Below are 20,692 nucleotides of genomic sequence, written 5' to 3'. Positions count from 1 at the left end.
GGTCGCACGTGTCCCTGGACGTCGAACCGGGACAATTCGTCGCGGTCCTCGGCCCGAACGGCCTGCTGCGCGGACACCAGCGCGAGCGGCTGCTGCTGATGGTGCACGTGTTCGGGACAGCCCCGCCGCCGGCGCGACGGCGGGCGTTGCTCGTGCGCCGCGTGCGCTGGGTGGTGGCGATGACGATCTCCTACAACCTCATCGAGGCGGCCATCGCCCTCGCGGCGGGCGCCCGCGCCCATTCAGTGGCCCTGACCGGCTTCGGCCTGGACTCGGTGCTCGAGGTGGTCTCGGCCGGCGCCGTCGCCTGGCAGTTCGCGGGACGCGATCCGGCACGGAGGGAAAGAATCGCGGTGCGGCTCGTCGCCTGGTCATTCTTCGGGCTCGCGGCACATATAGCGGCCGATTCGCTCCGGTCGCTGCTGGGGGTCGGCGAGGTCCGGCATTCGCCGATCGGCATAGCCTTGGCCGCGGTCAGCCTGGTCGTGATGCCGGTCATGTCGAGTGTGCAGCGGCGCGCCGGCCGCGAACTCGGATCCGTGTCGGCGGTCGCCGATTCGAAACAGGCCCTGCTGTGCTCCTACCTGTCGGCGATTCTGTTGATCGGGTTGCTGCTCGACCTGCTGCCCGGGTGGTCCCGGGCAGATCCGCTCGCCGCGTTCGTGATCGCCGTGATCGCGGTGATCGAGGGCCGCGCAGCCGCGCGCGGCGACACCTGCTGCCGTACCCCCGCTGCCGCCGAGGCGGGCGATCATCACGACGACTGCTGTGCGTGATCTCCAGGACCGGTTGGCGCTCAGTGGTGTTCGACGCCGGGGGCGATTCCTACGGTGGCGGTCGCCCGGCGGAACACGGGCTGCCCGGCGGCGAGGGTCACGGTGCGGTGCCGCGACGATCGTCGGCGCCGAATTCACCGGGGCCCAGGTGGTCCGCACCGATACCGCCAACTCGCGAGCGCTGTCCGGCCCGGACAGTAGCCGGCTGCCGGGCGGCTGCCGCCACGCCTGTGCGGTGCCGCCCGGCCCCTCCGCTAACGAGTCACCAGTGCGCCCGGCCGCATGACAAATCCCGGATCAACCTGTGCGACAAGATCTTTCCCCGCCCATGCCTCCGCGTTGCGGACATGGAATTCGACAGCGTAACGCTGGTAGGCTTCCCAGTCCCGGTCGACAGAATCGAGTGCCGACCGGAGGTCGGCCAGCGCATCGCGGTTGTCCGGTTCGAGGTCGGTGATCGGCCGGATCTCGCCGCGCTCGGCGGCACGCACATGCGCCGACCGTCCCACCCAGCACAGCAGATTATCGCCCACCTGCTCGCGCAGGAACGCGAGATCGTCCTCGTCGCACACCTTGTTGCCGATCACCGCGATCCGGATGCCGAAATCCTTGGCGTAGCCGAGGTATTGCCGGTAGACGCCGACGCTGCGCAATGTCGGCTCACATACCAGGGCGGTCACATCGAAGTGGGTGAACAGTCCCGAAGCGAACGAATCGGCGCCAGCGGTCATATCGACCACCACGTATTCGCCCGGGCCGTCGGCCATGTGGTTGAGCAGCATCTCGGCGGCGCCGACCTTGGAGTGATAGCACGTCACCCCGAGATCCTCATCGGCGAACGGTCCGGTCACCATCAGCCGGGCCCCACCGGCCTCCCGCGCGCAGGCGGTGTAGATCGGGTTGTCCTCCACCACCCCCAGCAGCCGCGACCCGGTTCCCGGCGGGGTCGTCTTGATCATTGCCTCGGCCGAGGGAATCCGTGGATTGCTGCCCCGCAGGTAGTCCTTGATCAACGGCAGATGCCCGGCGAGCGTCGGCAGCGTCACCGACTCCTCCTCGCTCATCCCCAGAGCCGCCGCCAAGTGCTGGTTGATATCGGCATCGATCGCCAGGACCGGTGCGCCCTGCTCGACGAGATGACCGATGAACAACGACGACAGCGTGGTCTTACCGCTGCCACCCTTTCCGCCGAAGGCGATTTTCACCGCCGCACTACTCTCATGCTAAAAACGACATTCATTTCCGAAAGCTAGCGACAACACTGTACCGAGACGTTCGGTGGGAGCGGGTGCCGGCACACACTCACATCCCGACGGTGAGCAGCGCGAGAGTTGTCAGCCTTCTGGCTCTGTCGCACTTCGTCCCGGTGCGTACTCGGTGGTATCCCATGACACATGGTCATGACACGCGAATCATGATGGCGCGCTGGGGTATTCGGCCGGTATCCCAGGCCGCGGCACCAACCCTGCTCCTAGGGTCGGATGTTCGGTGTGGTGTGTTCCTGGCGGGCGCGCAGGGCGGTGGCCAGTGCCCGGTACGGGTCGGTGGTCTCGTCGGTGGTGGTCTCGCTGTCGGACCGCCACTGGAGCACGAGTGCTGCTATCGCGATCAGTAGTGCTGTCTCGCCGATGAGCAGGGCAGCGACGGCGGCGGTGTGCTGATCGGTGGCCAGGTTGTCCACCCAGGGCAGGCGCAGCGCCGAATACATGTTGGCGCTGGCTCGGCTGTTTCCGATGACGGTGCGGGTGTTGAGCAGGGTGGCGGCGAACACGATGTCCGCGGGCATGGCGGCCAGCAGCATGCCCAGGCGGGCGATCATCGGTATCGGACGCGGGCTGGGGTCCGGGCCGATGACCGTCCAGGCGAACAGGTAGCCGATGCTCAGGAACACTACGTCGATGAGCAGGTGCGCCCAATGGAAACGTACTGCCCAGTCGAACAATCCGGTGAAGTAGAGGACGAAGGGCGCGGCGGCGAAAAGGGCGGTGGCGACCAGGGGCTGGGTCAGGAATCGGATGAGGCGCGAGTCGGCGAGTGTGGTGATCCATGCCGTGGGACCCGAGTCGTCGTGCGCCCCGGTAGCGCGCAGGAGTGCGAGCGGCGCGCCGAGAGCGAGCAGGATCGGTGCGAGCATGCCGATGAGCATGTGCGCGACGATGTGGTAACTGAACATCGCGCCCGCGTACCGGGCGATACCGCTGCAGGTCGCGATGAGCAGTACTGCGCATCCAGCCAGCCACGCGATCATCCGCCTGGCCGGCCACCCGTTGTGCCGGATGCGGTAGCACGCGGCCAGGTAGGTGGCGGCCAGGACGAGTACGAGGGTGCCTAGAAGGGGATCGAATCGCCAGTCCAACAGCAGTCGAAGGGCGTTCGGTGCCTGATGAAGATCGAATCCGAGGAAGGTCTGATCGGGGGTGGCGACGGGCCCGGTGTCGGCAGGCGGTGCCAGGTGCGTCAGTCCTACCGATACGCCTGCGGTCGCGGACAAGATCACCAGCTCACCGCTGCACAGCGCGAGCATTCTTGCGGTGCCCGATCGATGATTCAGGTTGCGCCGCAGCCATATTCCGATCACACCGAGCCCTGCAACAAGCACCAGTTTGGCCAGGAACCACCACCCGTAATCTCCGGTGAGGCGCCGGCCGAACGGCAGCAGTACCGCGGCGACGATCAGTCCCGATCCGGCCAGCGCCAGCCAGCTTCCGAGTGCGAACCGTCGATAGCGGCGATGCAATACGGTCGCGGGCACGCCGCGCCGCCAGCTCGGCCGGAGCAGGGCGATCAATACGCCGATCCACGCCACGGCAGCCGGCACATGGATCAGCAGCGCGGCCTCGGCCAGATCGTGCCCGGCGTCGGAGGCGCCGTGTCCGGTGACCGCCTGCGGTAGTACCGCGACGATCGAGATCGCCCACACCGCCACGGTCGGTTGCCAGCGCAGCACCCAGCGGCAGGTGATCGCTACCACGATGGCCAGCACCGCGGTGACCAGCCAGGCCATCGGCTGTTCGAGGGTGGCCCAGAGGACGAGCTGATCTTGGATAGGTGCCCGCAACTGCGGTCCGGACAGCGGCACCCCCGACAGGTCCGCCGTCTCCACCGGAACCAGCGCTGCGGCCGCGATCGCCCAGCCGATCGCCCAGCGTCCCGCACTCACCACCGCGGCGTACCCGTGCGGCGAAAGCCGGCTCGATTCGGCCGGGGCGAAGAATGCCGCGAACGTCAGGGCCCCGACGCACATCACCGCACATACCTCGGCGATCAGGCGGAGCAGCGGAGCGATCACTCGCACCAGCGTTCCGGGATCACTCAGTCCGAAAACGGAATACGGTGCGGCGCCGGCACTCATCGCAACCACGAGGACGATCGCCGGTGCGGCGATCGCGGCGAGCGGCACCGCCCAGCGCGCCTGCCGTTGCCGGTCTGTGCTCATCGGTGCGGCGTGAGCTTGCGCAGCCGGAGGCTGTTGGTCACGACGAACAGCGACGACACAGCCATGGCCGCGGCCGCGATGAGCGGGTTCAACAGCCCTGCCGCGGCGATGGGGATGGCGGCGATGTTGTAGCCGAACGCCCAGACGAAGTTGCCGCGGATGGTGGACAGGGTGGCGCGCGCCAGCCGCACTGCGGTGGGCACGACGTCGAGCTCCTCGCGGACCAGAATGATGTCCGACGCGCCGAGTGCGATGTCGGTGCCGGTCACCACTGCCAGGCCGAGGTCGGCGCGGGCCAGGGCCGGGGCGTCGTTGATGCCGTCGCCGACCATCGCCACCACACGGCCCTGAGCTTGCAGCCGTGCGATGGTCGCGGCCTTGTCCGCCGGCAGCACCTCGGCGATGACCTCGCCGACGCCGATCTCGGCGGCGACCGCCCGTGCGGTCACGACGTTGTCGCCGGTGAGTAGAACCGTGGCCAGGCCGAGTCGGTGCAACTGTGAGATCGCTTCGGCTGCATCGGGTTTCACGACGTCGGCGAGGGACAGCACACCGATCGCGGTGCCGTCGACGGCCACGGTCACCGTAGTGCGTCCCAGCTCCTGTTCGGCGCTGCGCTCGGCTGCCAGCTCCGCGGGCACGGTGACATCGGCCTCGGTGGCCATCCGCGTGGATCCCACGAGCACCGTGCGGCCCTCGACGGTACCGCGGGCACCCAGACCGGCCAGGGCGGTGAACTCGGCGACCGAGGGCAGGGAGCCAAGTTCGGCCCGGGCCAGTGCCGCGATCGCCCGGCCGACGAGGTGTTCCGACGCGTGCTCCACCGCGCCGGCCGTTCGGAGCAGTTCCGCGCGGTCGACTCCGGGAGCGGGATGAACCGCCACGACTGTCATCCGGCCGAGGGTGAGGGTGCCGGTCTTGTCCAGCACCACGGTGTCGACCGCACGCGCCGACTCGAGTGCCTGATGCCCCTTGATGAACACGCCGAGCTGCGCGCCGCGCCCGGACGCGACCAGCAGGGCAGTGGGGGTAGCCAGGCCCAGGGCGCACGGGCAGGCGATGATCAGCACCGCGAGCCCGGCGCTGATGGCATGTTCGGCCGTGCCGCCCGCGAGCAGCCACCCGATCAGGGTCGCCAGCGCCAGTGCCACGACGACCGGGACGAACACCGAGGAGATCCGGTCGGCGAGGCGTTGGATGCCCGCCTTGTCCTGCTGTGCCTGCTCGACCAGCCGGACCAGTTGCGCCAGTTGCGTATCCGCGCCGACACGGTCGGCGCGTACCACCAGTCGTCCGGCCAGCACCACGGTCCCGCCGATCACTTCGTCGCCGACTGCGACCTCGATCGGGGTTGCCTCCCCGGTCATCGCGGAGGTGTCCACCGCACAGCCGCCCTCCACGACGACGCCGTCGGTCGCGACGGTCTCACCGGGGCGCGCCACGAACCGGTCCCCGACCCGCAGCATGCGGACATCGACACGCTGTTCGACACCGTCCTGGTCCAGTACCGCAACATCTTTGGCCCCGAGTTCGGCCAGTGCCCTCAGCGCGCCGCCGGCGGTGTGCTTGGCCTTGGCCTCGAACAGCCGCCCGCCCAGGACGAAGATGGTGACCCCGGCCGCGACCTCGAGGTACACCGAGCCGCCGGGAGTGAACAGCGCACCCCATCCGCCTGCGGTCAGATCGGCCGAACCGTGCGCGAAGATCGTGTACAGCGACCAGCCCGATGCGGCGATGATGCCGATCGAGACCAGCGTGTCCATCGACGTCGCACCGTACCGCAGCCCGGTGAACGCCTTGCGGTGGAACGGCCACGCACACCAGCTCACCACCGGCAGCGACAGCGCCAGCAGCAACCACTGCCAGCCCTCGAAACGCATCCGGGGCACCAGCACCATGACGAAAGCCAGATCACCGGCCGGGACCCCCAGCAGCATCGCGAGGGCCAGCCGCCGCCACAGATACCGCACCCGCGCCGATTCCGGATCACCGTCGGTCCGCTGCTCGACCGGCACCGCGCGATACCCGGCCCGCTCGACCTGCCCGATCAGATCGTCGATCGTGAGTTCGCCGGGGGCGTGCACCGTGGCCTTCTCGGTGGCGTAGTTGACCGTGGCGCTCACGCCGTCGATCTTGTTGAGCCGACGCTCGACTCGCGCCGCGCACGCCGCGCACGTCATCCCACCGACCTGCAACTCCACCGTCCGCGCATCCGCGGTGGGGATCGGGGTAGGGGTCTCGGTCGCCGAAGGCATCACTCGTGTGCCCTCGGAAATCCAGCCTTCGGAGAGTTACGAGAACTTCTCGCCGCGGATGGTACTCGCGTGGTCATATCCGATTGCCTTCCTTGGTCGTCGTGCCGGTGGACAGGTTGCCGGCCGTGCAGCTGTGCGAGCCGGGCGTTGTAGGCGTCCAGTGCCGCCTGCTCAGCGTCGATATCGTCGCTGCCGGAAGCGGATTCGCCGAGGATGGCGCGCTGGCGGATTCCGTCGAGCCACGGACCGAAATTGCGGGCCTGGTCGCCGGAATGTACCCACTGCCCCGCGACGAGGACCATCAGCAGCATCATCAGTCCGTCCCCGCCCAGCCACATGATCACCCCGGCGGTGTTCTGGTCGGCCAGCGCGCCGGGCCCCCACGTGCGTGACGCGGCGTAGGCGGGCGCCAGCACGCTCGAGGACATCATCAGCGTGACGCCGACGAGGGTGTCGGGTCCGACGCAGATCGCCAGTACCAGCAGGCGTAAGCCGTATGGCCACGACGGTTCCACTGTCAACTCGTCCCCGGCGAGCGGGAGCAACAGCAGATAACCGCTGATCAAGTAGAGGAGCAGTTCGGCGTCGTGGATCCAGGCATGGGTGAGCATCGCCTGCTGGAATCCGGTGAGATGGGTCAGCACCAGAACCGCGGCGTACAGCGGCACCGTGAACCGTGCCGATATCAGCCACCGCCACGGCGAGCGTAACCGGGCGGCGTCGATGATCGCGCGGGTGCGTGGCCCGCCGGTCGAGTGCAGCAGCCGGATGGGCTGCCCCCAGACCGCCAGGGCGGGGACGACCGTGATCATCAGCAGATGGACCGCCATGTGCGCGGTGAACAACTGATGCGCGTACCGCGCCAGCGCGCTGTCGAGAGCCAGCACCAGGCATGCCAGTCCCGCGTACCAGCTCACGATCCGGATCGCCGGCCACGCTTGCGCGCGCCGGCGCATCCGTATCACGAGCCATCCGTACCCGATCGCGGCGACCACGATGAGGATGTCTGCGATCGGCGAGAACGTCCAACTCGTCAGCACCCCGGTCACCGTCGGGGCCGGACCATCGATCGGCACACCCACACAGGCAGTATGCAACAGTTGCGCAGAGCACATGAATGCGCCTCGCTGCGACCCCGGGACAGGCATGATTGCCAGGCCCCGGAGACGGCATCAGCATTCACCTCTGCACTGTCGGTCCGGAGGCCGGAAAAGTTCCCGGCGGCGCGGATGTCAGCCAACCTCGTCAGCGCGGGCCTCGCTCGCGGCGGCCAGCAGAGCCTCCCTGGCCCGTGCGACTCGCGACCGGATGGTTCCCACCGGCACGCCGCACGCGTCGGCGGCTTCCTGGTACGACAGGCCCAGAACCTGGGTCAGCACCAGCGCCTCGCGTCGCTCGGGATCCAGATCCTCGAGCAGAATCCGGGTCTCGACCAGATCTTCGAATGTGCGCTCCGAATGCCGTGTGGCACAGCGTTGTTCGGCGATCGCCTCCCAGTCGTCACCCGCCTGGATCTGCGGGCGGGCCACCGCGGAACGGATCGAATCGACGATCACCCGCCGCGCGATCGATAGCAGCCACGATCGCGAGGACGACCGCGCCGCGAACCGCGGCAGACTGCGGTAGGCCCGCGCGAACGTCTCCTGGGTCAGATCGTCCGCCGCGCCGGGCCCGGCGCGATAGGCGTGGAAACGCCACATATCGGCCTGCAATGCCCGCACCCACTGCTCGAACGCCCGCCGGTCACCGCGTCCTGCGGCCAGGGCGAGCGCGGTCAAGTCGTCTTCGAGCTCACCATGCACGGCGCTGAGACTACTACGTTGTGTCGTTGATCTTGCAGGCCGGCGTCCGGGTAGCGCCTCCTCGGCTGTTCTGTGGCCGGTCCGTCGAGATCCGGACGGCCCCATCACGCGCACCGAGACCGCCGCGCATCACGTGCGCGGCGGCCCCGTACAAGCGCAGCCCCGTGCCCGGGGGGAGCGCTGTGGACCGGAACCCGGATCTGTCGCACTTTCGGCCGGGCCGGGTGCGGTTGGTGTAGTTCCGCTGTCAGCCGGTGTAGGACAGGAACATTGCTGCGGTGGCTCCGGCCATGACTGCTTGCATCGCGCCGGTTCGGTTGTGCGCGCGAGCGATGTCGTCGCCTGATGCGCGCCGATACGTGTGGGCCACCCAGGCGCCCGCCACCACGATATAGACGAGTCCGATCACCAGGTCCAGGGATCCGGCCCAGGATGGCAGTCGCATCGTCGTCATCGCCGGCATGGACATCGTGGTGCCGCCGCCCATGTCCATCGAGCCGCCGCCGGAGGAGGTGCGGGTGCCAGTGATGATCGACGAGTCCATCACCGCATACATCCACACCATCGTGGCCATCATCAGCGCGTGATAGCTGTTCTCGACGCGGTGCTCACCTCGGATGGCGAGCAGAATCAGGAAGACCACCGCCGCCGCGGCGAACACGATCATGCCCGCGGCCGCAGGCACGTTCGGCAGGCGAGGCCACACCATCGTGAGCATCGCCAGCGACATCACCACGTGCAGGATCCCGGCGACGCGGGCGGGGATCGCCGCGGACCGCTCGCCGGACCGCGCTGCCCAGAACACGGCCGTCACCACGAATGCGAGCGTGACGGCCCATTTCAGGAATGGATCGGTGATCATGCCGCAGTCTGCTTTCGCCGGCGCTGGAACTCACCGGCGAGGACATCGCCGAGGACGAACAAGCCCAGGGTTGCTCCGAACAGTGGAGCGAACCAGCCGATGCCCGTGAGGACGACGACCACGATCGCCGCTTCGATCGGGCGCAGGCCCGACAGGGCGCCGCGTTGGGGTGGGTTGGGCCACCCGCCGCGAGTAGGGCGCCGCTTCCACCACATCACATAACCGCGCGCGACCACCGTGATCAAACAGATGGCGAGCAGGGCCAGCGCGATCTGGTTCGGCAGAGCGAACAGCAGCCCCATATGGGTATCGATCGCCCAGTTGGTCAGCTTTGCCAGCAGTGGCCATTCGGAGAACCGGATCTCGTTCACGATCCTGCCGGTCCGGCCGTCGATCGAGGCCGCGTCGAACCGTGTCGGGAAGTCGCGTTTACGCTCGTCGACCTCCCATGCTCGACCGGGCCCGTCCGGTGGTTTCATCCACATCGGCGGGCGCAAGCCCGCGGTCTGCGCGCTGCGCAGCACCAGATCGGCGCCCGCCGCCGGGTCGGCCGATGTGCCGGTGGCGGTTCCCGGCAGCGTTGTCGGTACCGAGGGGGTGGTCCAGCTCAGCTGGGTTCGCAACTGGCTGACGTGGTCACCGGCGAACCGCGACCACGTCAGGCCGGTCACCGACAATCCCAGCAGACCGATCACGATCCATACCCCGACCGCGCCGTGCCAGCTCACCGTTCGTTTTCGTGACCCGTTCGGCGCACCTCGACGGTCCGGGGTCACCAGAGCTGCTCGTCCGCGTCGGCGCGTGTGGGCGATCCACAGTGCCAGGCCGCCGAGGGCCATCACCCACAGCCAGCTCGCCGCGATCTCGCTGTAGTAGCGGCCGACCGCACCCAGATGCAGAGTGCGATGCATCTCGTCGAGCCAGGCCCGGATCGGCAGCCACTGACCGTAGGTGGTCAACGTCCCCTGGACATGTGCCGTATAGGGATTGACGAACACGGTGCGGGTGTAGTCCTGCGGCACACCCGGCGCCGCGAACGCGATCTGTGTCGTCTCGCTGGCCACCGTCGGGGGCTTCACACTGGTGATCGGCGCATCCGGGTAGACCGTGCGCGCTGCCGCAATCTGGTCCGCGAGGCTACGCATCTGAGGGGCGTACCCGTCGACGGTCACCTCGTGCCGGAACACGATCCCGTCCAGTTGCGGGGTAAACGTGTACAGCAACCCGGTCGCCGCCGCGACGAGAATGAACGGCCCGGCGAACATGCCGCCGTAGAAATGCAGCCGCATCAGCAGCGGCCGCCATCGCGCCCACATTCCGGGATCCGGTCGTTCCCGCCTCCTGCGTGGCGGTTCACCCGCGTCGTGCAGCGGCTCGTCCAGATCCGTGCCGCCCGTATCCGGCACGCTCGCAACCTGATCGACCATCTCGTGGACCCTCACTCTCTAGGCGACCTCATTCGCCCTCGAAGCGAACAGTCGTATGGGAACGCTTGAAAGTTCCCGAGCGACGGGGGTGATTCTGATCGGAAGGATTTCCGAGGTGGCTGCGGGGAATCGTGCCGGGGCCGCGTCGCATCGGTGCATGTGAACGGTTGTGGCGGATAGGCTGTCATCCTGCCGGTCTCGCGGCCAAGGCGGCCACGACCGTTCTCGCGCAGGAACTTTCGATGGTTTGGCGACGACTTCACTGTGGTAGCCGAATGCCGGAAGAGGGAGCGCGATGATGGGGCGGCGTGCCGACAACGCGACCGAGCAATAGCTGCGTGACGCAGAGAGTGTCACGCGCGGTATCGAACGGTCGGTGATGGGCGAGGTGTTCCTGAGCCGGCGACTCGTGACGATGCTACTGGTTGTTGCCGGTGGTCTTCTCGCGGCGATCGTGGCCGCGACGCCGGTGGTGACGGTCGCGGAAAGACCGTTGCTGCCGGCGGTTTCACTGCTGGTGTCGGGTGTTGTCGTCGCGGCGACCGTCGGCGGGATCCTCTCGCGCCGGTTCTCCTGGACCTGCTTCAATGTGCTCGCAGCCGTCCACCACAACGCGTTTCGAGGTCGGCTCGACGCCGCGCCGTCGCAATTCCTCCAGAACCAGCCAATGCGAGGTGGCGTGGCGGTCGGCCGGAGTCGCACCGCGCTGACCGCCACGCCGGCGGTGGTCCGGTCGCGTCGGAGATCGTTCAGAGTGCCGAGTCGGTCGCCGGGTGGCCGCTGAGGGTATCGAGCAGTTCGGCGACGTCGGCATCGCGCAGGTGATAGCGGACGATCTGGCCGGACTTGATCGCGTGGACCATGCCGGAGGTGCGCATCAACCGCAGGGCCTGCGAGACGGCGGTGTCGCTGATGCCGGTCGCGGTCGTGAGGTCGGAGACCGCGATGGGCCCGGCTCGGTGGATCGCGAGCAGCATCGACAGCGGGCCGGGATCGGACAGGAGAGGTCCTGATCCGGGTTCATCTGTCCACCGGCCACGGCGCACGAACCGTCCACGAGGTGCTGGAGAGGCGCCAGATGTACCCGGTCGGCCTGCTGTAACCGGGCGTTTCCCGTCGGCCATCAGTTTGCGCGTGGTGTTGTCGATGGCGGCTATGTGGGGGTCACCGCGTACACCCTGGGGATGCGGCACGCCTTCGCAGAGTCCAGGACGTGGTGAAACGATGCGTTCCGGTACCGATGAGCGCGCCGAAGGTGGTCGGGCCGATCACGAAACCGGCGAAGAACCCCGCCGAGACGACGGCCGATTCCGGCCGATGTGTTCGGGCGCGGCCGTGGCGATGACGGTCATCATCGACACGGCATTCGCCGCGACCGCGAAGCCACCGATGCCCAGGACGCCGAGCCAGATCAACCACGACTGTGACCGGGCGGCGGCCATGATCACCAGCGCCGAGACAGTGGCGCCGAAGGCCAACGGCCCCAGCAGCACTGCCGGACTGCTCAGCGTCGCCGAGCGGCGAGACCAGCCGACGCGCCCGAGGATCCCGGCGATACCCAGGACGGCCACCAGCGTGCTCGCCGTCGAACTGGTCATGCCCAGCCGTTGGGCGGCGTACACCGCGGTATGGGTGTTGATCGCCGAGATTCCGGCGCCCAGCAGGATCGAATAGCCGCATATCCAGCCGGCGTCGCCCCGAGGTCTCGCGATCTTCAGGACCGGAATCCGCGGGGGCGCGGCATCTTCGGTGATGCCAAGGCTCAGGGCCGCCGAGATGAGCGATACTGCCGTCGGGATCGCCACGGCCACTTGTCAATTCGCCGCACCTGCCACTGCGGCTAGGGGCAGGCCGGCCACGAACGCGCCGAACTGCACGCCCGACTGTTTCCACCCGGCCACCGCGCCGCGCCGGGCGGGAACGACCCGGGAGGCGATGAGCTGATTGGTCACCGGGTTCGCCAACGCCTGCCCCGGGCCGGACAACGCGGTCGCCACCACCAGTATCGGATAGGACCGGGCAGCGGCGAACACTCCCAGCGCGATGGCGGACAGCATGAACATCGCGATGAGGCATCGGCGGGCGCCCAGCGCGGCGACGGCGGGACCGATCACCGGCGACAGGACCGCGGCCACGCCGAATCCCACCGCCACCAGAACCCCGAGAGCCATAGGGGTCACACGGAATTCGGCGATGAGCCGGGGCCCCAGCGCACCCAGCAGGAACAGCGGCAGCATCGACATCGTCATGGCGGTGACCAACAGGCCGGTCGATAATGCCCGCTGTGGCAGCGTTGTCTCCGTTTTCGTATCCACACCGAGACAGTCGAGCAGAGCAGCGCGAAAGTTCCTGGTATATCTTAATCTTTCAACTCGCGCCGTCCTCGCGACGCTCCTTCACGGCGGCCAGGAGATCCTCTCTGGCTCGTGCCATGCGGGAGCGGACGGTGCCGATCGGAACACCGCACACCTCGGCCGCCTCCTGGTAGGACAGGCCCAGTACCTGGGTGAGCACCAACGCCTCGCGCCGTTCGGGATCCAAGCCGTCCAGCAGCATCCGGGTCTCGACCAGATCCTCGAAGCCCCGGCCCGCACCGCGGGGAAATGCGTTCTGCGCCATCACCGCTTCCCACTCGCCGGTGTGCAGTCGCGGCCGAGCGAGTGCGGCGCGGATCGAGTCGACCACGACGCGACGCGCGATCGACAACAGCCAGGCCCGTGAGGTGCAGCGCCCAGCGAAACGCGGCAGACTGCGATAGGCGCGCAGGAACGTCTCCTGAGTTAGATCGTCCGCCGAGATCGGGTCCGCCCGGTAGGCATGGAACTGCCAGACATCGGCCTGTAGTGCACGCACCCATCGGTCGAATGCTCGGCGGTCTCCGCGTCCCGCCGCCAGCGCGAGTGTGGTCAAGTCGTCTTCGTCGATGCCGCGCACGACGGTCAGAGTACTATTTGCCGAGGTGATGGGAACTCGACTCGTGAGATGCGCGACTATACTGCCATGAACTGCGACACGGCGCGTGAAGCTCTCTCCGCACGGATCGACGGAGAGTTCGAGCCGGTGCCGTCGGCGGCGGTCGACGAGCACCTCGCCGATTGTCCGTCCTGCCGGAACTGGTACCAGGCGGCCACCGATCTGCGCCGCACCATGCTCGTTCGGCCCGCACCGGTCGTGCCGGATCTGGCGGAGGCGATCCTGGCGCAACTACCCGCACCGCGTCGGCCTCGAGGTCATCTGATCATCAGGTTCATGCTCGCCACTATCGCGGTGGTGCAGACAGGATTGGCGCTGGCGGAATTGTTCGGTGTCGCGGTCGGCTTGGCGCATGAGAATTCGGTATTCATGTTGGGCCATATGAGCCACGAGAGTGCTGCCTGGAACGTGGCGATCGGTATCGGGCTGGCATGGGCGGCCTTCCGCGCTCGCGCCGCCGCCGCGCAACTGCCGATGCTCACCGTGTTCGTCGCTGTCCTGGCTGTGGCATCGGTGATCGATATCGTCCACGGCGAGGTCACCGCTATCCGATTGCTGTCGCATATTCCGGTGGTGGTCGGCGTCGTCCTGCTGTGGCTGGTGCGCCGTACGCTCCCCGACGAGGGGCGGCCGATCCCGTCGACAGGGTCCGCCGACCAGGAGAACAACGATGCCGAAGCCGCAGGGGCGCAGCCGGTGCCGCTGGTCGGGTGGCCCGGGTTCGATCAGCGACCGACGGGTAGCCATGACGCGGCCTGATCTCGCCCGCCGCCGCGCGCCGTCGGCTCGGATCAGCCGTTCCATCCCGCCGACGATGCCGTTCGAGGTGCGCACCCCGCAGCAGGTTCTCCTGCGGAACAGGGTCGCCGGCGTGTGCCGGTACCTGCGCGAGCGGCGATTCGTGGCGGAGTCGCTATGACCTCCGTGGCAGTGCGCCGGATCGGGGCCGCTGTCCCGGTACGTCGTGTGGTGCTGTCGGTCGAGGGAATGACCTGTGTCGCATGTGCGGCTCGGGTGGAAAGGACGCTGAAGGGGCTCGGGGACGTTGCGGCGTCGGTGAACTTCCTGACCGGCACCGCGAGCATCGATGCACCGGAGGATCGGAGTGTCGCTGATCTGTGCAGAGCCGTCGAACTGTCGGGTTATCGTGCCGTGCGCGTGGATCCGGGTACAGTGCCGTCGGTCCGGGGCCGGAAACCGGATCGGCTTCGGCCCGCGGTGTCCGCTGTGCTCACCGGAGTGCTGTTGTGGTTGTCCACGGGCGCAAGCTCCGTCGGTTCGGGCTCCCTCATCGCTGTGCTGGTGATCGCTCTGGTCGTGCCGGTCGTGACATGGGCCGCGTACCCGGTGCACGTGGCCGCGGTGCGCCAAATACGTGGTGGTGCACCGACAATGGATGTGCTCCTGTCCGCGAGCATCTGTGTCGCGACGGCATGGCCGCTGGTGGCGCCGGTGATCCGAGCAGCGATCGGGCTCGGTGCGGCATGGTCGTCGTTCGTCTCGGACACCGTGTTCCTGTACACCGCCGCCGGCGTCACCACCGTCGTGCTGGCGGGGAGATATCTGCGCGCGGCGGCACAGATGCGCGCCGGCTCGGCACTGTCGGAACTGGCCGAGCGAGGCTCGAAGACGGTGACAGTCGTCGGCGAGTCCGGCCGGCGGATGCGGGTGTCGTCCGGTGATCTGCGCGAAGGACAGCGGTTCATCGTCCGGCCGGGCGAGGCGGTCTCGGCCGGCGGGCTGGTGGTCGAGGGCGGGTCGATGCTCGACGAAAGCACCTTGACGGGCCGATCCACGCCGGTGCCGGTGCGGCCGGGCGCGGCGGTCGAGGCGGGCACCGTGGTGCGCGAGGGCTGGCTCGTCGTCGAGGCGGCCGCGAACAACGGTGTCTCGGCGATGCTGCGGGCGGCGCAACGTGCCCAGCACGGCAGAGGCAGGTGGCAGTACCTGGCGGACCGGATCTCGGCGCGTTTCGTCGTCGCGGTGCTGTCGCTGGCGGTGCTGACCGCGGCAGCATGGCTGATCGCGGGTGCGCCGGTGGACCGCTCGTTCGGCGTCGGGCTGGCGGTGATGGTCGTGGCGTGTCCGTGCGCCCTCGGCCTGGCCACACCGACCGCGTTGCACGTCGCGGCAGGCAGGGGAGCCCAGGAGGGAATCTTCCTCGACGGCCACGCGGCACTGGAACGTAGCCACAGCATCGATGTGGTCGTCTTCGACAAGACCGGAACTCTCACCGAGGGGGACCCGGTCGTCGACCGGATCACCCTCGGTGCGGGCGTGTCACGAACCGAACTTCTGCGCCGGGCCGGTGCGGTCGCGGACATCTCGACGCACCCGTTCGCCGCCGCAATTACCGCCGCGGCGCAGACGGAGTGCGGTGTGCTGCCGCAGGTTACCGAATTCGCCGAAGTCGGCGGGCACGGCGCAGGCGGGTCGGTCGAGGGGCGGCATGTGCGGATCGGGCAGTTGAAATACATGCTCTCGCAAGGAGTCTCCGTCCCGGAAGAGCTGCGGATGGCCTGCCGTCGCAGCGAGTTCGACGGGCGGACAACGGTCCTGGTGGCGATCGACGACCGGGCCGCCGGGGTGCTCGCGGTATCGGATCGAGTCCGCGACGGGTCGGCCGCGGCGATCGACATGTTGCACCGGCGTGGTCTGCGGACCATTCTGCTGACCGGTGACAATCGCTACGCGGCGCGCGCGGTCGCCGATCAGGTCGGGATCGATGAGGTGACCGCCGAGGTCCTGCCCGAGGGCAAGGTGGAGGAAATACGCCGCCTACAGGACCTTGGGCACCGTGTGGCGATGGTGGGGGACGGGGTGAACGACGGTCCGGCACTGGCGGCGGCGGATCTGGGCGTGGCGGTGGGCGCGGGTGTGGACGTAGCGGTCGACGCCGCCGACATCGTCCTCGTCGGCAACGACCTGCGCTCGATCTCCCGGGCATTCGACCTGGCCGCACAGACCTTGTCGATCATTCGTGAAAACCTGCTGTGGGCAGCCGGTTACAACGTCGTGGCCATACCGGTCGCCATGTCGGGAACCCTCAATCCACTGATCGCCTCCGGCGTCATGGCCGTGTCATCGTGCCTCGTCGTGTGGAACAGCTCGAGGCTGCGAAAGGACAACACGGCCCTGGTTCGTCTACGAAATCGCTTCCGGCGCAACATCCACCGATGACGGCCGCGCACGGCCTGGGTAAGGGCCCGATCTCGCGGCCCGAGCCGGAACATCCCGTCAGCTCGGAACCGAACACGGCTGCACCACGACTCCTATAGAGAAGAAGTTCGATTAGGAGCCCCATGCACACTATGCCGCCCGACATGCCTGCAATGACGGGCTCTGCCACCGATATATCGATGCTGCCCGGGTGGGTTCGTGTGCTGTGGACCATCGCCCTGCTGGTGGTGGCACTGTTGCACGTGTGGCACGCCGCGGCCCATCCCGGGCAGGGACGATGGTGGCACGGCACGCACGTGGCGATGGCTCTCGCCATGGCCGCCATGTACGCCGCGGATCCGATGCACCAGAGCCTGCTGGACCACTGGCTGGCAGCAGTGTTCGCGGTGGTGACCGCTGCCATGCTGATCGTCATAGTTGTTGTGCGGCAGCGTGAACGGACGGTGAGCGTGCGCTGGGTCGCCACCGCCATCGATTCTGCCGCCATGACCTATATGGCTGTGCTGATGCCCTCGCCGTCCGCCGTCCCCGGGTGATCACCTGGATAGTCGTCGCCTACCTGGGTGTCGCGACCCTCGCCTGGCTATGCGGCTTGTGGGACCGGACCCAGGCTGCGCGACCCACCGCTGTCGGGCTGACTGGACACGATGGTCTCGACGTTCGTATCAGCCTCGCCGTCGTGACCGCGGCGATGGCCGCCATGCTCGCATCGATGCTCGGATAACCGATACGACGCCTCCGATCCCAGTGGGAACCGCAAGACCCCGCCATCCGACCTACTGTTGTCGGGATCGGCCACGAGCCGGTCGAAACGAGAGCGGGAAAGGCCACCACAGTGATCGAGACGATGTACCAAGTGCCAGGAATGTCGTGCGGACACTGCGCGGCGGCAGTCACCGAGGCATTGACCGGGCTCTCCGGCGTCGATCAGGTAAACATCGACATCGATCGAGGCGCCGTGACGATACACAGCGACACCGCGCTGCCAATCGATCTCGTCCGTGCTGCGGTCGAGGACGCTGGGTACTCACTGGCCGATGCGTAGACAAGCGATGGGATTTGCGGCTCATCGGTGAGGTCGGGATCGTTTTATCCGCTGAACCCTCCGCCGCGGTGTGAACTCGACGGTGCCACAGCCGAACTCTTTGGTCGAGCAGCAGCGGGAGAACCCCCGGTGCTAGCAATTACAACCTGATCGCAACCATTTCACTTGTCCAATTAGGTGCCCCCGGCAGGGCGCTTTCGCGCGGTGATCGTCGTAGGAATGAGCGGTTGGCCCGGTTGCGGTCGATCGTGCGTAGGGATTTCGCGGTCGTGGCGGTCGACCCTGGCGTCGGCCAAGCAGGCGGCGGTAGTCACTGATCACGACTCGGCCGTGCTCGGGCGGCGCATGTTCACAGGGGATGCGTGGGTGATCGACGACATCCTGGACTGGGCCGGGCCGATCGCGGCGAAGGCCGGCTACGGTGGTGTCGTGTTGGGGTGTGAGCCGGCCGGGCATCGCTGGAAGCCGCTGCTGGACCGGGCCCGTGCTCGCGGGGTGGAGTTGGTGTGCGTGAACCCGATGCTGGTGCATCGCGGCCGGGAGGAAGAGGACTTCACCCGGGTCCGCTCGGACTTCAAAGACGCCACGATCATCGCCAAACGCGTCGCGGAGCTGCGCTGCTATGTGCCTTATGTGCTGGAGGGGCACTGGTGTCTGTTGCGGAATCTGGGCGCCCGCCGCGCCGATCAGCTCGTCGCCGCGGGATCGGCCCGGCAACGGTTGCGTGATCTTCTTGAAGGTGCTTGGCCCGCAGTAGCACGAAGACCAGAACATAGATCTGTCACACGTGCGTCAGGAACGGCAGCGACGATGCCACGGCGGTCCGCACCAGATCCGCGGAAATCAACACGACCTTCTCAGACCGGTAGCCGGCCTAGTCGGTCAGTTTTGATGCGTCCCGCTCGGCAGGGCGGTCAAGGCCCGCGGCCACTTCCTATTAGTCGGCGGCGTTGAAGTGCGTGTACCTGACGATCATGAGCCTGGATCGCACTAGCACAGCCCGGCAGCGCTCGATGGAAAGCCGCCCTCAACGCCTTCGAGATCACCTTCGACGGACGCCTGACCAGCGGCGAACGAAAGTAACTACAAATCAACCAGTTACACCGGCAACTTGACAGACCCCGCGGTCCGGCGGTACCGACGGGGCGATGGCATGCTTTGGGGATGGTGACCAACGGATGAGTCGCGGCGTGCTGGTGACTGGTGCTTCTCGGGGGATCGGGCGGGCGATCGCGACGGCGTTCGCCGAGAACGGCGATCGGGTGGCGGTCCACTATTCCTCCAACCGTGCCGACGCCGAGGAGACATTACGGGGGCTGCCGGGTAAGGGGCATGTACTCGTCAGGGGTGACATCGGGTCGGCGGAGGAGGCCGAGGCAATCGTGGCCGGGGCGGTCGAGGCGCTCGGCACCGTTGAGGTGCTGGTCAATAACGCGGCGGTGAACATCGCACACCCGTTGCCGGAGACCAGCTTTGATGAGTGGCAGCGGGTCTGGCGGCAGACAGTGGACGTCAACCTGTTCGGCACCGCCAACATGTCCTATTGCGCCGTCCGGCACATGATCGACCGTGGGGTGGCCGGGCGCATTGTCAATATCGGCTCACGCGGCGCGTTCCGCGGTGAGCCCGATTTCCCCGCATACGGTGCCAGCAAGGCCGCGGTGCACGCGCTCGGGCAGTCGCTGGCAGTCGCGCTCGCACCCTACGGAATCGCCGTGGCCTCGGTCGCCCCCGGCTTCGTCGCGACCGACCGAGTCATCCACCGCGTCACCGATGAGGTCCGCGCACAAAGCCCCTTCGGCCGCGTCGCGGCCCCCGAGGAAATCGCCTCGGCCGTGCGCTATCTCGCCTCCCCCGAGGCAACCTGGACCTCTGGCGCCGTCCTGAACATCAACGGCGCCTCATACCTGCACTGACCCTAATCGTTTTCAATAAATGTAGTGAGGTCGAGTGGTCGACGGCAACGGCTTCATGCCAGGCGAACTTTGGCGGTCGCGTGGCCGAAGATGTCGTGGCCGCCGGTGTGTGCGGTGAGCGCGATGACGGCGGTGCGGTCGCGATGGTCGATGGATCGCACGATGCCACTGAACTCGAGATCGGTCGGGGTTCGGGAGTTCACGGTGACAGTTCGGGCGAACCGTACGGTGTATTCGCTGACGCAGGCTGGATCGTCGAGCCGGCTGGTGAGGTATCCAGCGCCGAGGCCCATGGTCAGCATGCCGTGTGCCACGACGTCGTTCAGGCCTGCGGTGTGCGCGACGGTGTCGCTCCAGTGGATGGGGTTGTTGTCGCCGGAGACTCCGGCATAGTTGACGAGGTCGCCGCGGCCCAATCGGTAGGTTCGGCGCGGAAACCGGTGTCCGGCCACGATTTCTCGACGGTGTGGCGATGTGGCGTCCGGCTGGTTCGGGGAAGCCGGCGGGCCTGGAACCTTCCGCGCACTCTGGATCGGCGGGGCGATCTCCTGTATCGAAACCCGTTGTGCGGCTTCGATGATGTCGGTGACATCGTTGCCGCCGCGGCCGCTGAGCGTGGTGTGCACGGTCTGCACCGGGCCGGTATCTCGATCGCTGATGACGGTGGTGACGACGATGAGGTCGCCTCCGTCGACCGCGCGGTGGCTGTCGACTGCGAGTTCCCAGGTCAATCGGTCGTTCGCGCGGATCGGCCGGTGGAACAGCAGTTCCTGTTCGACGTGGAGCAGGCGGCTCGGCTCATAGCCTCCCGTCGCTTCGCGGAACATCGCCCGCTGTGCGAAGGTCGCGACCGACGAAGCGAAGGTCAAGGGTGCCAGCAGGGTTGGATGGCCGAGCGCCGCGGCCGCCGCGTCGTCCCAGTGTGCCGGGTGGACGTCTTGGACGGCGCGGGCGAATTCCCGGATCTTTTCGCGGCCGACCTCGTAGTGGTCGTCGCAGTGGTATTGCTCCACGATGTCC

Annotated in this window: 19 protein-coding genes and 1 pseudogene; 9 read left to right on the top strand and 11 right to left on the bottom strand. The window is 67.6% G+C overall.

Annotated elements, in window-relative coordinates; all coding sequences use genetic code 11:
• Positions 1-98 precede the first annotated feature (98 nt).
• Entirely contained in the window at positions 99-776 is a 678-nt protein-coding gene (locus tag ACV7NQ_RS01375; RefSeq protein WP_463365485.1) for a cation efflux transmembrane domain-containing protein, read from the top strand.
• 254 nt (positions 777-1,030) lie between these two features.
• Here the strand turns inward: ACV7NQ_RS01375 and ACV7NQ_RS01370 are convergent, their stop codons facing one another.
• The 10 genes and pseudogenes from ACV7NQ_RS01370 to ACV7NQ_RS01325 form a co-directional block, all read right to left on the bottom strand.
• Positions 1,031-1,981, bottom strand: a complete 951-nt coding sequence (locus ACV7NQ_RS01370) for an ATP-binding protein (protein ID WP_463357913.1) — start codon at positions 1,979-1,981, stop codon at positions 1,031-1,033.
• A 266-nt stretch (positions 1,982-2,247) separates the two neighbouring features.
• Positions 2,248-4,212, bottom strand: a complete 1,965-nt coding sequence (locus ACV7NQ_RS01365; RefSeq protein ID WP_463357912.1) for a cytochrome c oxidase assembly protein — start codon at positions 4,210-4,212, stop codon at positions 2,248-2,250.
• Positions 4,209-6,467, bottom strand: coding sequence for a heavy metal translocating P-type ATPase (locus tag ACV7NQ_RS01360; protein ID WP_463357911.1), 2,259 nt, complete (start codon positions 6,465-6,467; stop codon positions 4,209-4,211). The genes ACV7NQ_RS01365 and ACV7NQ_RS01360 overlap by 4 nt, the downstream gene beginning before the upstream one ends.
• Complete coding sequence (locus ACV7NQ_RS01355; protein WP_463357910.1) at positions 6,467-7,549, bottom strand: cytochrome c oxidase assembly protein; 1,083 nt, start codon at positions 7,547-7,549, stop codon at positions 6,467-6,469. The genes ACV7NQ_RS01360 and ACV7NQ_RS01355 overlap by 1 nt, the downstream gene beginning before the upstream one ends.
• Positions 7,550-7,699: 150 nt before the next feature.
• Complete coding sequence (locus tag ACV7NQ_RS01350) at positions 7,700-8,269, bottom strand: sigma-70 family RNA polymerase sigma factor (protein WP_463357909.1); 570 nt, start codon at positions 8,267-8,269, stop codon at positions 7,700-7,702.
• Between the two features lie 247 nt (positions 8,270-8,516).
• Positions 8,517-9,131, bottom strand: a complete 615-nt coding sequence (locus ACV7NQ_RS01345; protein WP_463357908.1) for a DUF5134 domain-containing protein — start codon at positions 9,129-9,131, stop codon at positions 8,517-8,519.
• Positions 9,128-10,447, bottom strand: a complete 1,320-nt coding sequence (locus tag ACV7NQ_RS01340) for a PepSY-associated TM helix domain-containing protein (RefSeq protein WP_463365484.1) — start codon at positions 10,445-10,447, stop codon at positions 9,128-9,130. The genes ACV7NQ_RS01345 and ACV7NQ_RS01340 overlap by 4 nt, the downstream gene beginning before the upstream one ends.
• An 860-nt stretch (positions 10,448-11,307) precedes the next feature.
• The gene (locus tag ACV7NQ_RS01335; RefSeq protein ID WP_463357907.1) at positions 11,308-11,604 is read right to left on the bottom strand and encodes an ArsR/SmtB family transcription factor; all 297 of its coding nucleotides are present in this window, start codon (positions 11,602-11,604) and stop codon (positions 11,308-11,310) included.
• Positions 11,605-11,826: 222 nt separating this feature from the next.
• A pseudogene (locus ACV7NQ_RS01330) lies at positions 11,827-12,801 on the bottom strand (MFS transporter).
• 124 nt (positions 12,802-12,925) lie between these two features.
• Entirely contained in the window at positions 12,926-13,468 is a 543-nt protein-coding gene (locus ACV7NQ_RS01325) for a sigma-70 family RNA polymerase sigma factor (protein WP_463357906.1), read from the bottom strand.
• A 90-nt stretch (positions 13,469-13,558) separates the two neighbouring features.
• Here ACV7NQ_RS01325 and ACV7NQ_RS01320 point away from each other — a divergent pair, with 90 nt between their 5' ends.
• From ACV7NQ_RS01320 to ACV7NQ_RS01285, 8 genes are all read left to right on the top strand, one after another.
• A complete protein-coding gene (locus tag ACV7NQ_RS01320) occupies positions 13,559-14,290 on the top strand; it encodes a zf-HC2 domain-containing protein (RefSeq protein WP_463357905.1) in 732 nt (243 codons plus the stop codon).
• A complete protein-coding gene (locus ACV7NQ_RS01315; RefSeq protein ID WP_463357904.1) occupies positions 14,277-14,450 on the top strand; it encodes a hypothetical protein in 174 nt (57 codons plus the stop codon). The genes ACV7NQ_RS01320 and ACV7NQ_RS01315 overlap by 14 nt, the downstream gene beginning before the upstream one ends.
• Entirely contained in the window at positions 14,447-16,711 is a 2,265-nt protein-coding gene (locus ACV7NQ_RS01310; RefSeq protein ID WP_463357903.1) for a heavy metal translocating P-type ATPase, read from the top strand. Before ACV7NQ_RS01315 ends, ACV7NQ_RS01310 begins: the two co-directional genes overlap by 4 nt.
• A 152-nt stretch (positions 16,712-16,863) precedes the next feature.
• Positions 16,864-17,247 carry a hypothetical protein gene (locus tag ACV7NQ_RS01305; protein ID WP_463357902.1) on the top strand — a complete coding sequence of 128 codons (384 nt, stop codon included), beginning with the start codon at positions 16,864-16,866 and terminating at the stop codon, positions 17,245-17,247.
• The gene (locus ACV7NQ_RS01300; protein ID WP_463357901.1) at positions 17,244-17,435 is read left to right on the top strand and encodes a hypothetical protein; all 192 of its coding nucleotides are present in this window, start codon (positions 17,244-17,246) and stop codon (positions 17,433-17,435) included. Before ACV7NQ_RS01305 ends, ACV7NQ_RS01300 begins: the two co-directional genes overlap by 4 nt.
• Positions 17,436-17,558: 123 nt before the next feature.
• Positions 17,559-17,756: a heavy-metal-associated domain-containing protein gene (locus tag ACV7NQ_RS01295; protein ID WP_463365483.1), complete on the top strand. Its 198-nt coding sequence runs from the start codon at positions 17,559-17,561 to the stop codon at positions 17,754-17,756.
• A gap of 219 nt (positions 17,757-17,975) precedes the next feature.
• Positions 17,976-18,710, top strand: coding sequence for an IS110 family transposase (locus tag ACV7NQ_RS01290; RefSeq protein ID WP_463357900.1), 735 nt, complete (start codon positions 17,976-17,978; stop codon positions 18,708-18,710).
• Positions 18,711-18,934: 224 nt separating this feature from the next.
• Complete coding sequence (locus ACV7NQ_RS01285) at positions 18,935-19,672, top strand: SDR family NAD(P)-dependent oxidoreductase (RefSeq protein WP_463357899.1); 738 nt, start codon at positions 18,935-18,937, stop codon at positions 19,670-19,672.
• A gap of 53 nt (positions 19,673-19,725) precedes the next feature.
• Here ACV7NQ_RS01285 and ACV7NQ_RS01280 read toward each other — a convergent pair whose 3' ends face one another.
• Positions 19,726-20,685 (bottom strand): fused (3R)-hydroxyacyl-ACP dehydratase subunits HadA/HadB, encoded by a 960-nt coding sequence (locus ACV7NQ_RS01280; protein ID WP_463357898.1) that lies wholly within the window; start codon positions 20,683-20,685, stop codon positions 19,726-19,728.
• Positions 20,686-20,692 lie beyond the last annotated feature (7 nt).

It is taken from the genome of Nocardia sp. Tas62D01, from assembly GCF_055232035.1.
Note: the sequence above shows the minus strand (reverse complement) of the source record. Positions and strands in the feature narration are given on the sequence as shown.

Coding starts and splice junctions, on each gene's coding strand:
- ACV7NQ_RS01375 (WP_463365485.1), top strand. CDS start 99: ATGGTGCACGTGTTCGGGACAGCCCCGCCGCCGGCGCGACGGCGGGCG.
- ACV7NQ_RS01365 (WP_463357912.1), bottom strand. CDS start 4,212: ATGAGCACAGACCGGCAACGGCAGGCGCGCTGGGCGGTGCCGCTCGCC.
- ACV7NQ_RS01360 (WP_463357911.1), bottom strand. CDS start 6,467: ATGCCTTCGGCGACCGAGACCCCTACCCCGATCCCCACCGCGGATGCG.
- ACV7NQ_RS01345 (WP_463357908.1), bottom strand. CDS start 9,131: ATGATCACCGATCCATTCCTGAAATGGGCCGTCACGCTCGCATTCGTG.
- ACV7NQ_RS01340 (WP_463365484.1), bottom strand. CDS start 10,447: ATGTGGGCGCGATGGCGGCCGCTGCTGATGCGGCTGCATTTCTACGGC.
- ACV7NQ_RS01320 (WP_463357905.1), top strand. CDS start 13,559: ATGAACTGCGACACGGCGCGTGAAGCTCTCTCCGCACGGATCGACGGA.
- ACV7NQ_RS01315 (WP_463357904.1), top strand. CDS start 14,277: ATGACGCGGCCTGATCTCGCCCGCCGCCGCGCGCCGTCGGCTCGGATC.
- ACV7NQ_RS01310 (WP_463357903.1), top strand. CDS start 14,447: ATGACCTCCGTGGCAGTGCGCCGGATCGGGGCCGCTGTCCCGGTACGT.
- ACV7NQ_RS01305 (WP_463357902.1), top strand. CDS start 16,864: ATGACGGGCTCTGCCACCGATATATCGATGCTGCCCGGGTGGGTTCGT.
- ACV7NQ_RS01295 (WP_463365483.1), top strand. CDS start 17,559: ATGTACCAAGTGCCAGGAATGTCGTGCGGACACTGCGCGGCGGCAGTC.
- ACV7NQ_RS01290 (WP_463357900.1), top strand. CDS start 17,976: ATGAGCGGTTGGCCCGGTTGCGGTCGATCGTGCGTAGGGATTTCGCGG.
- ACV7NQ_RS01285 (WP_463357899.1), top strand. CDS start 18,935: ATGAGTCGCGGCGTGCTGGTGACTGGTGCTTCTCGGGGGATCGGGCGG.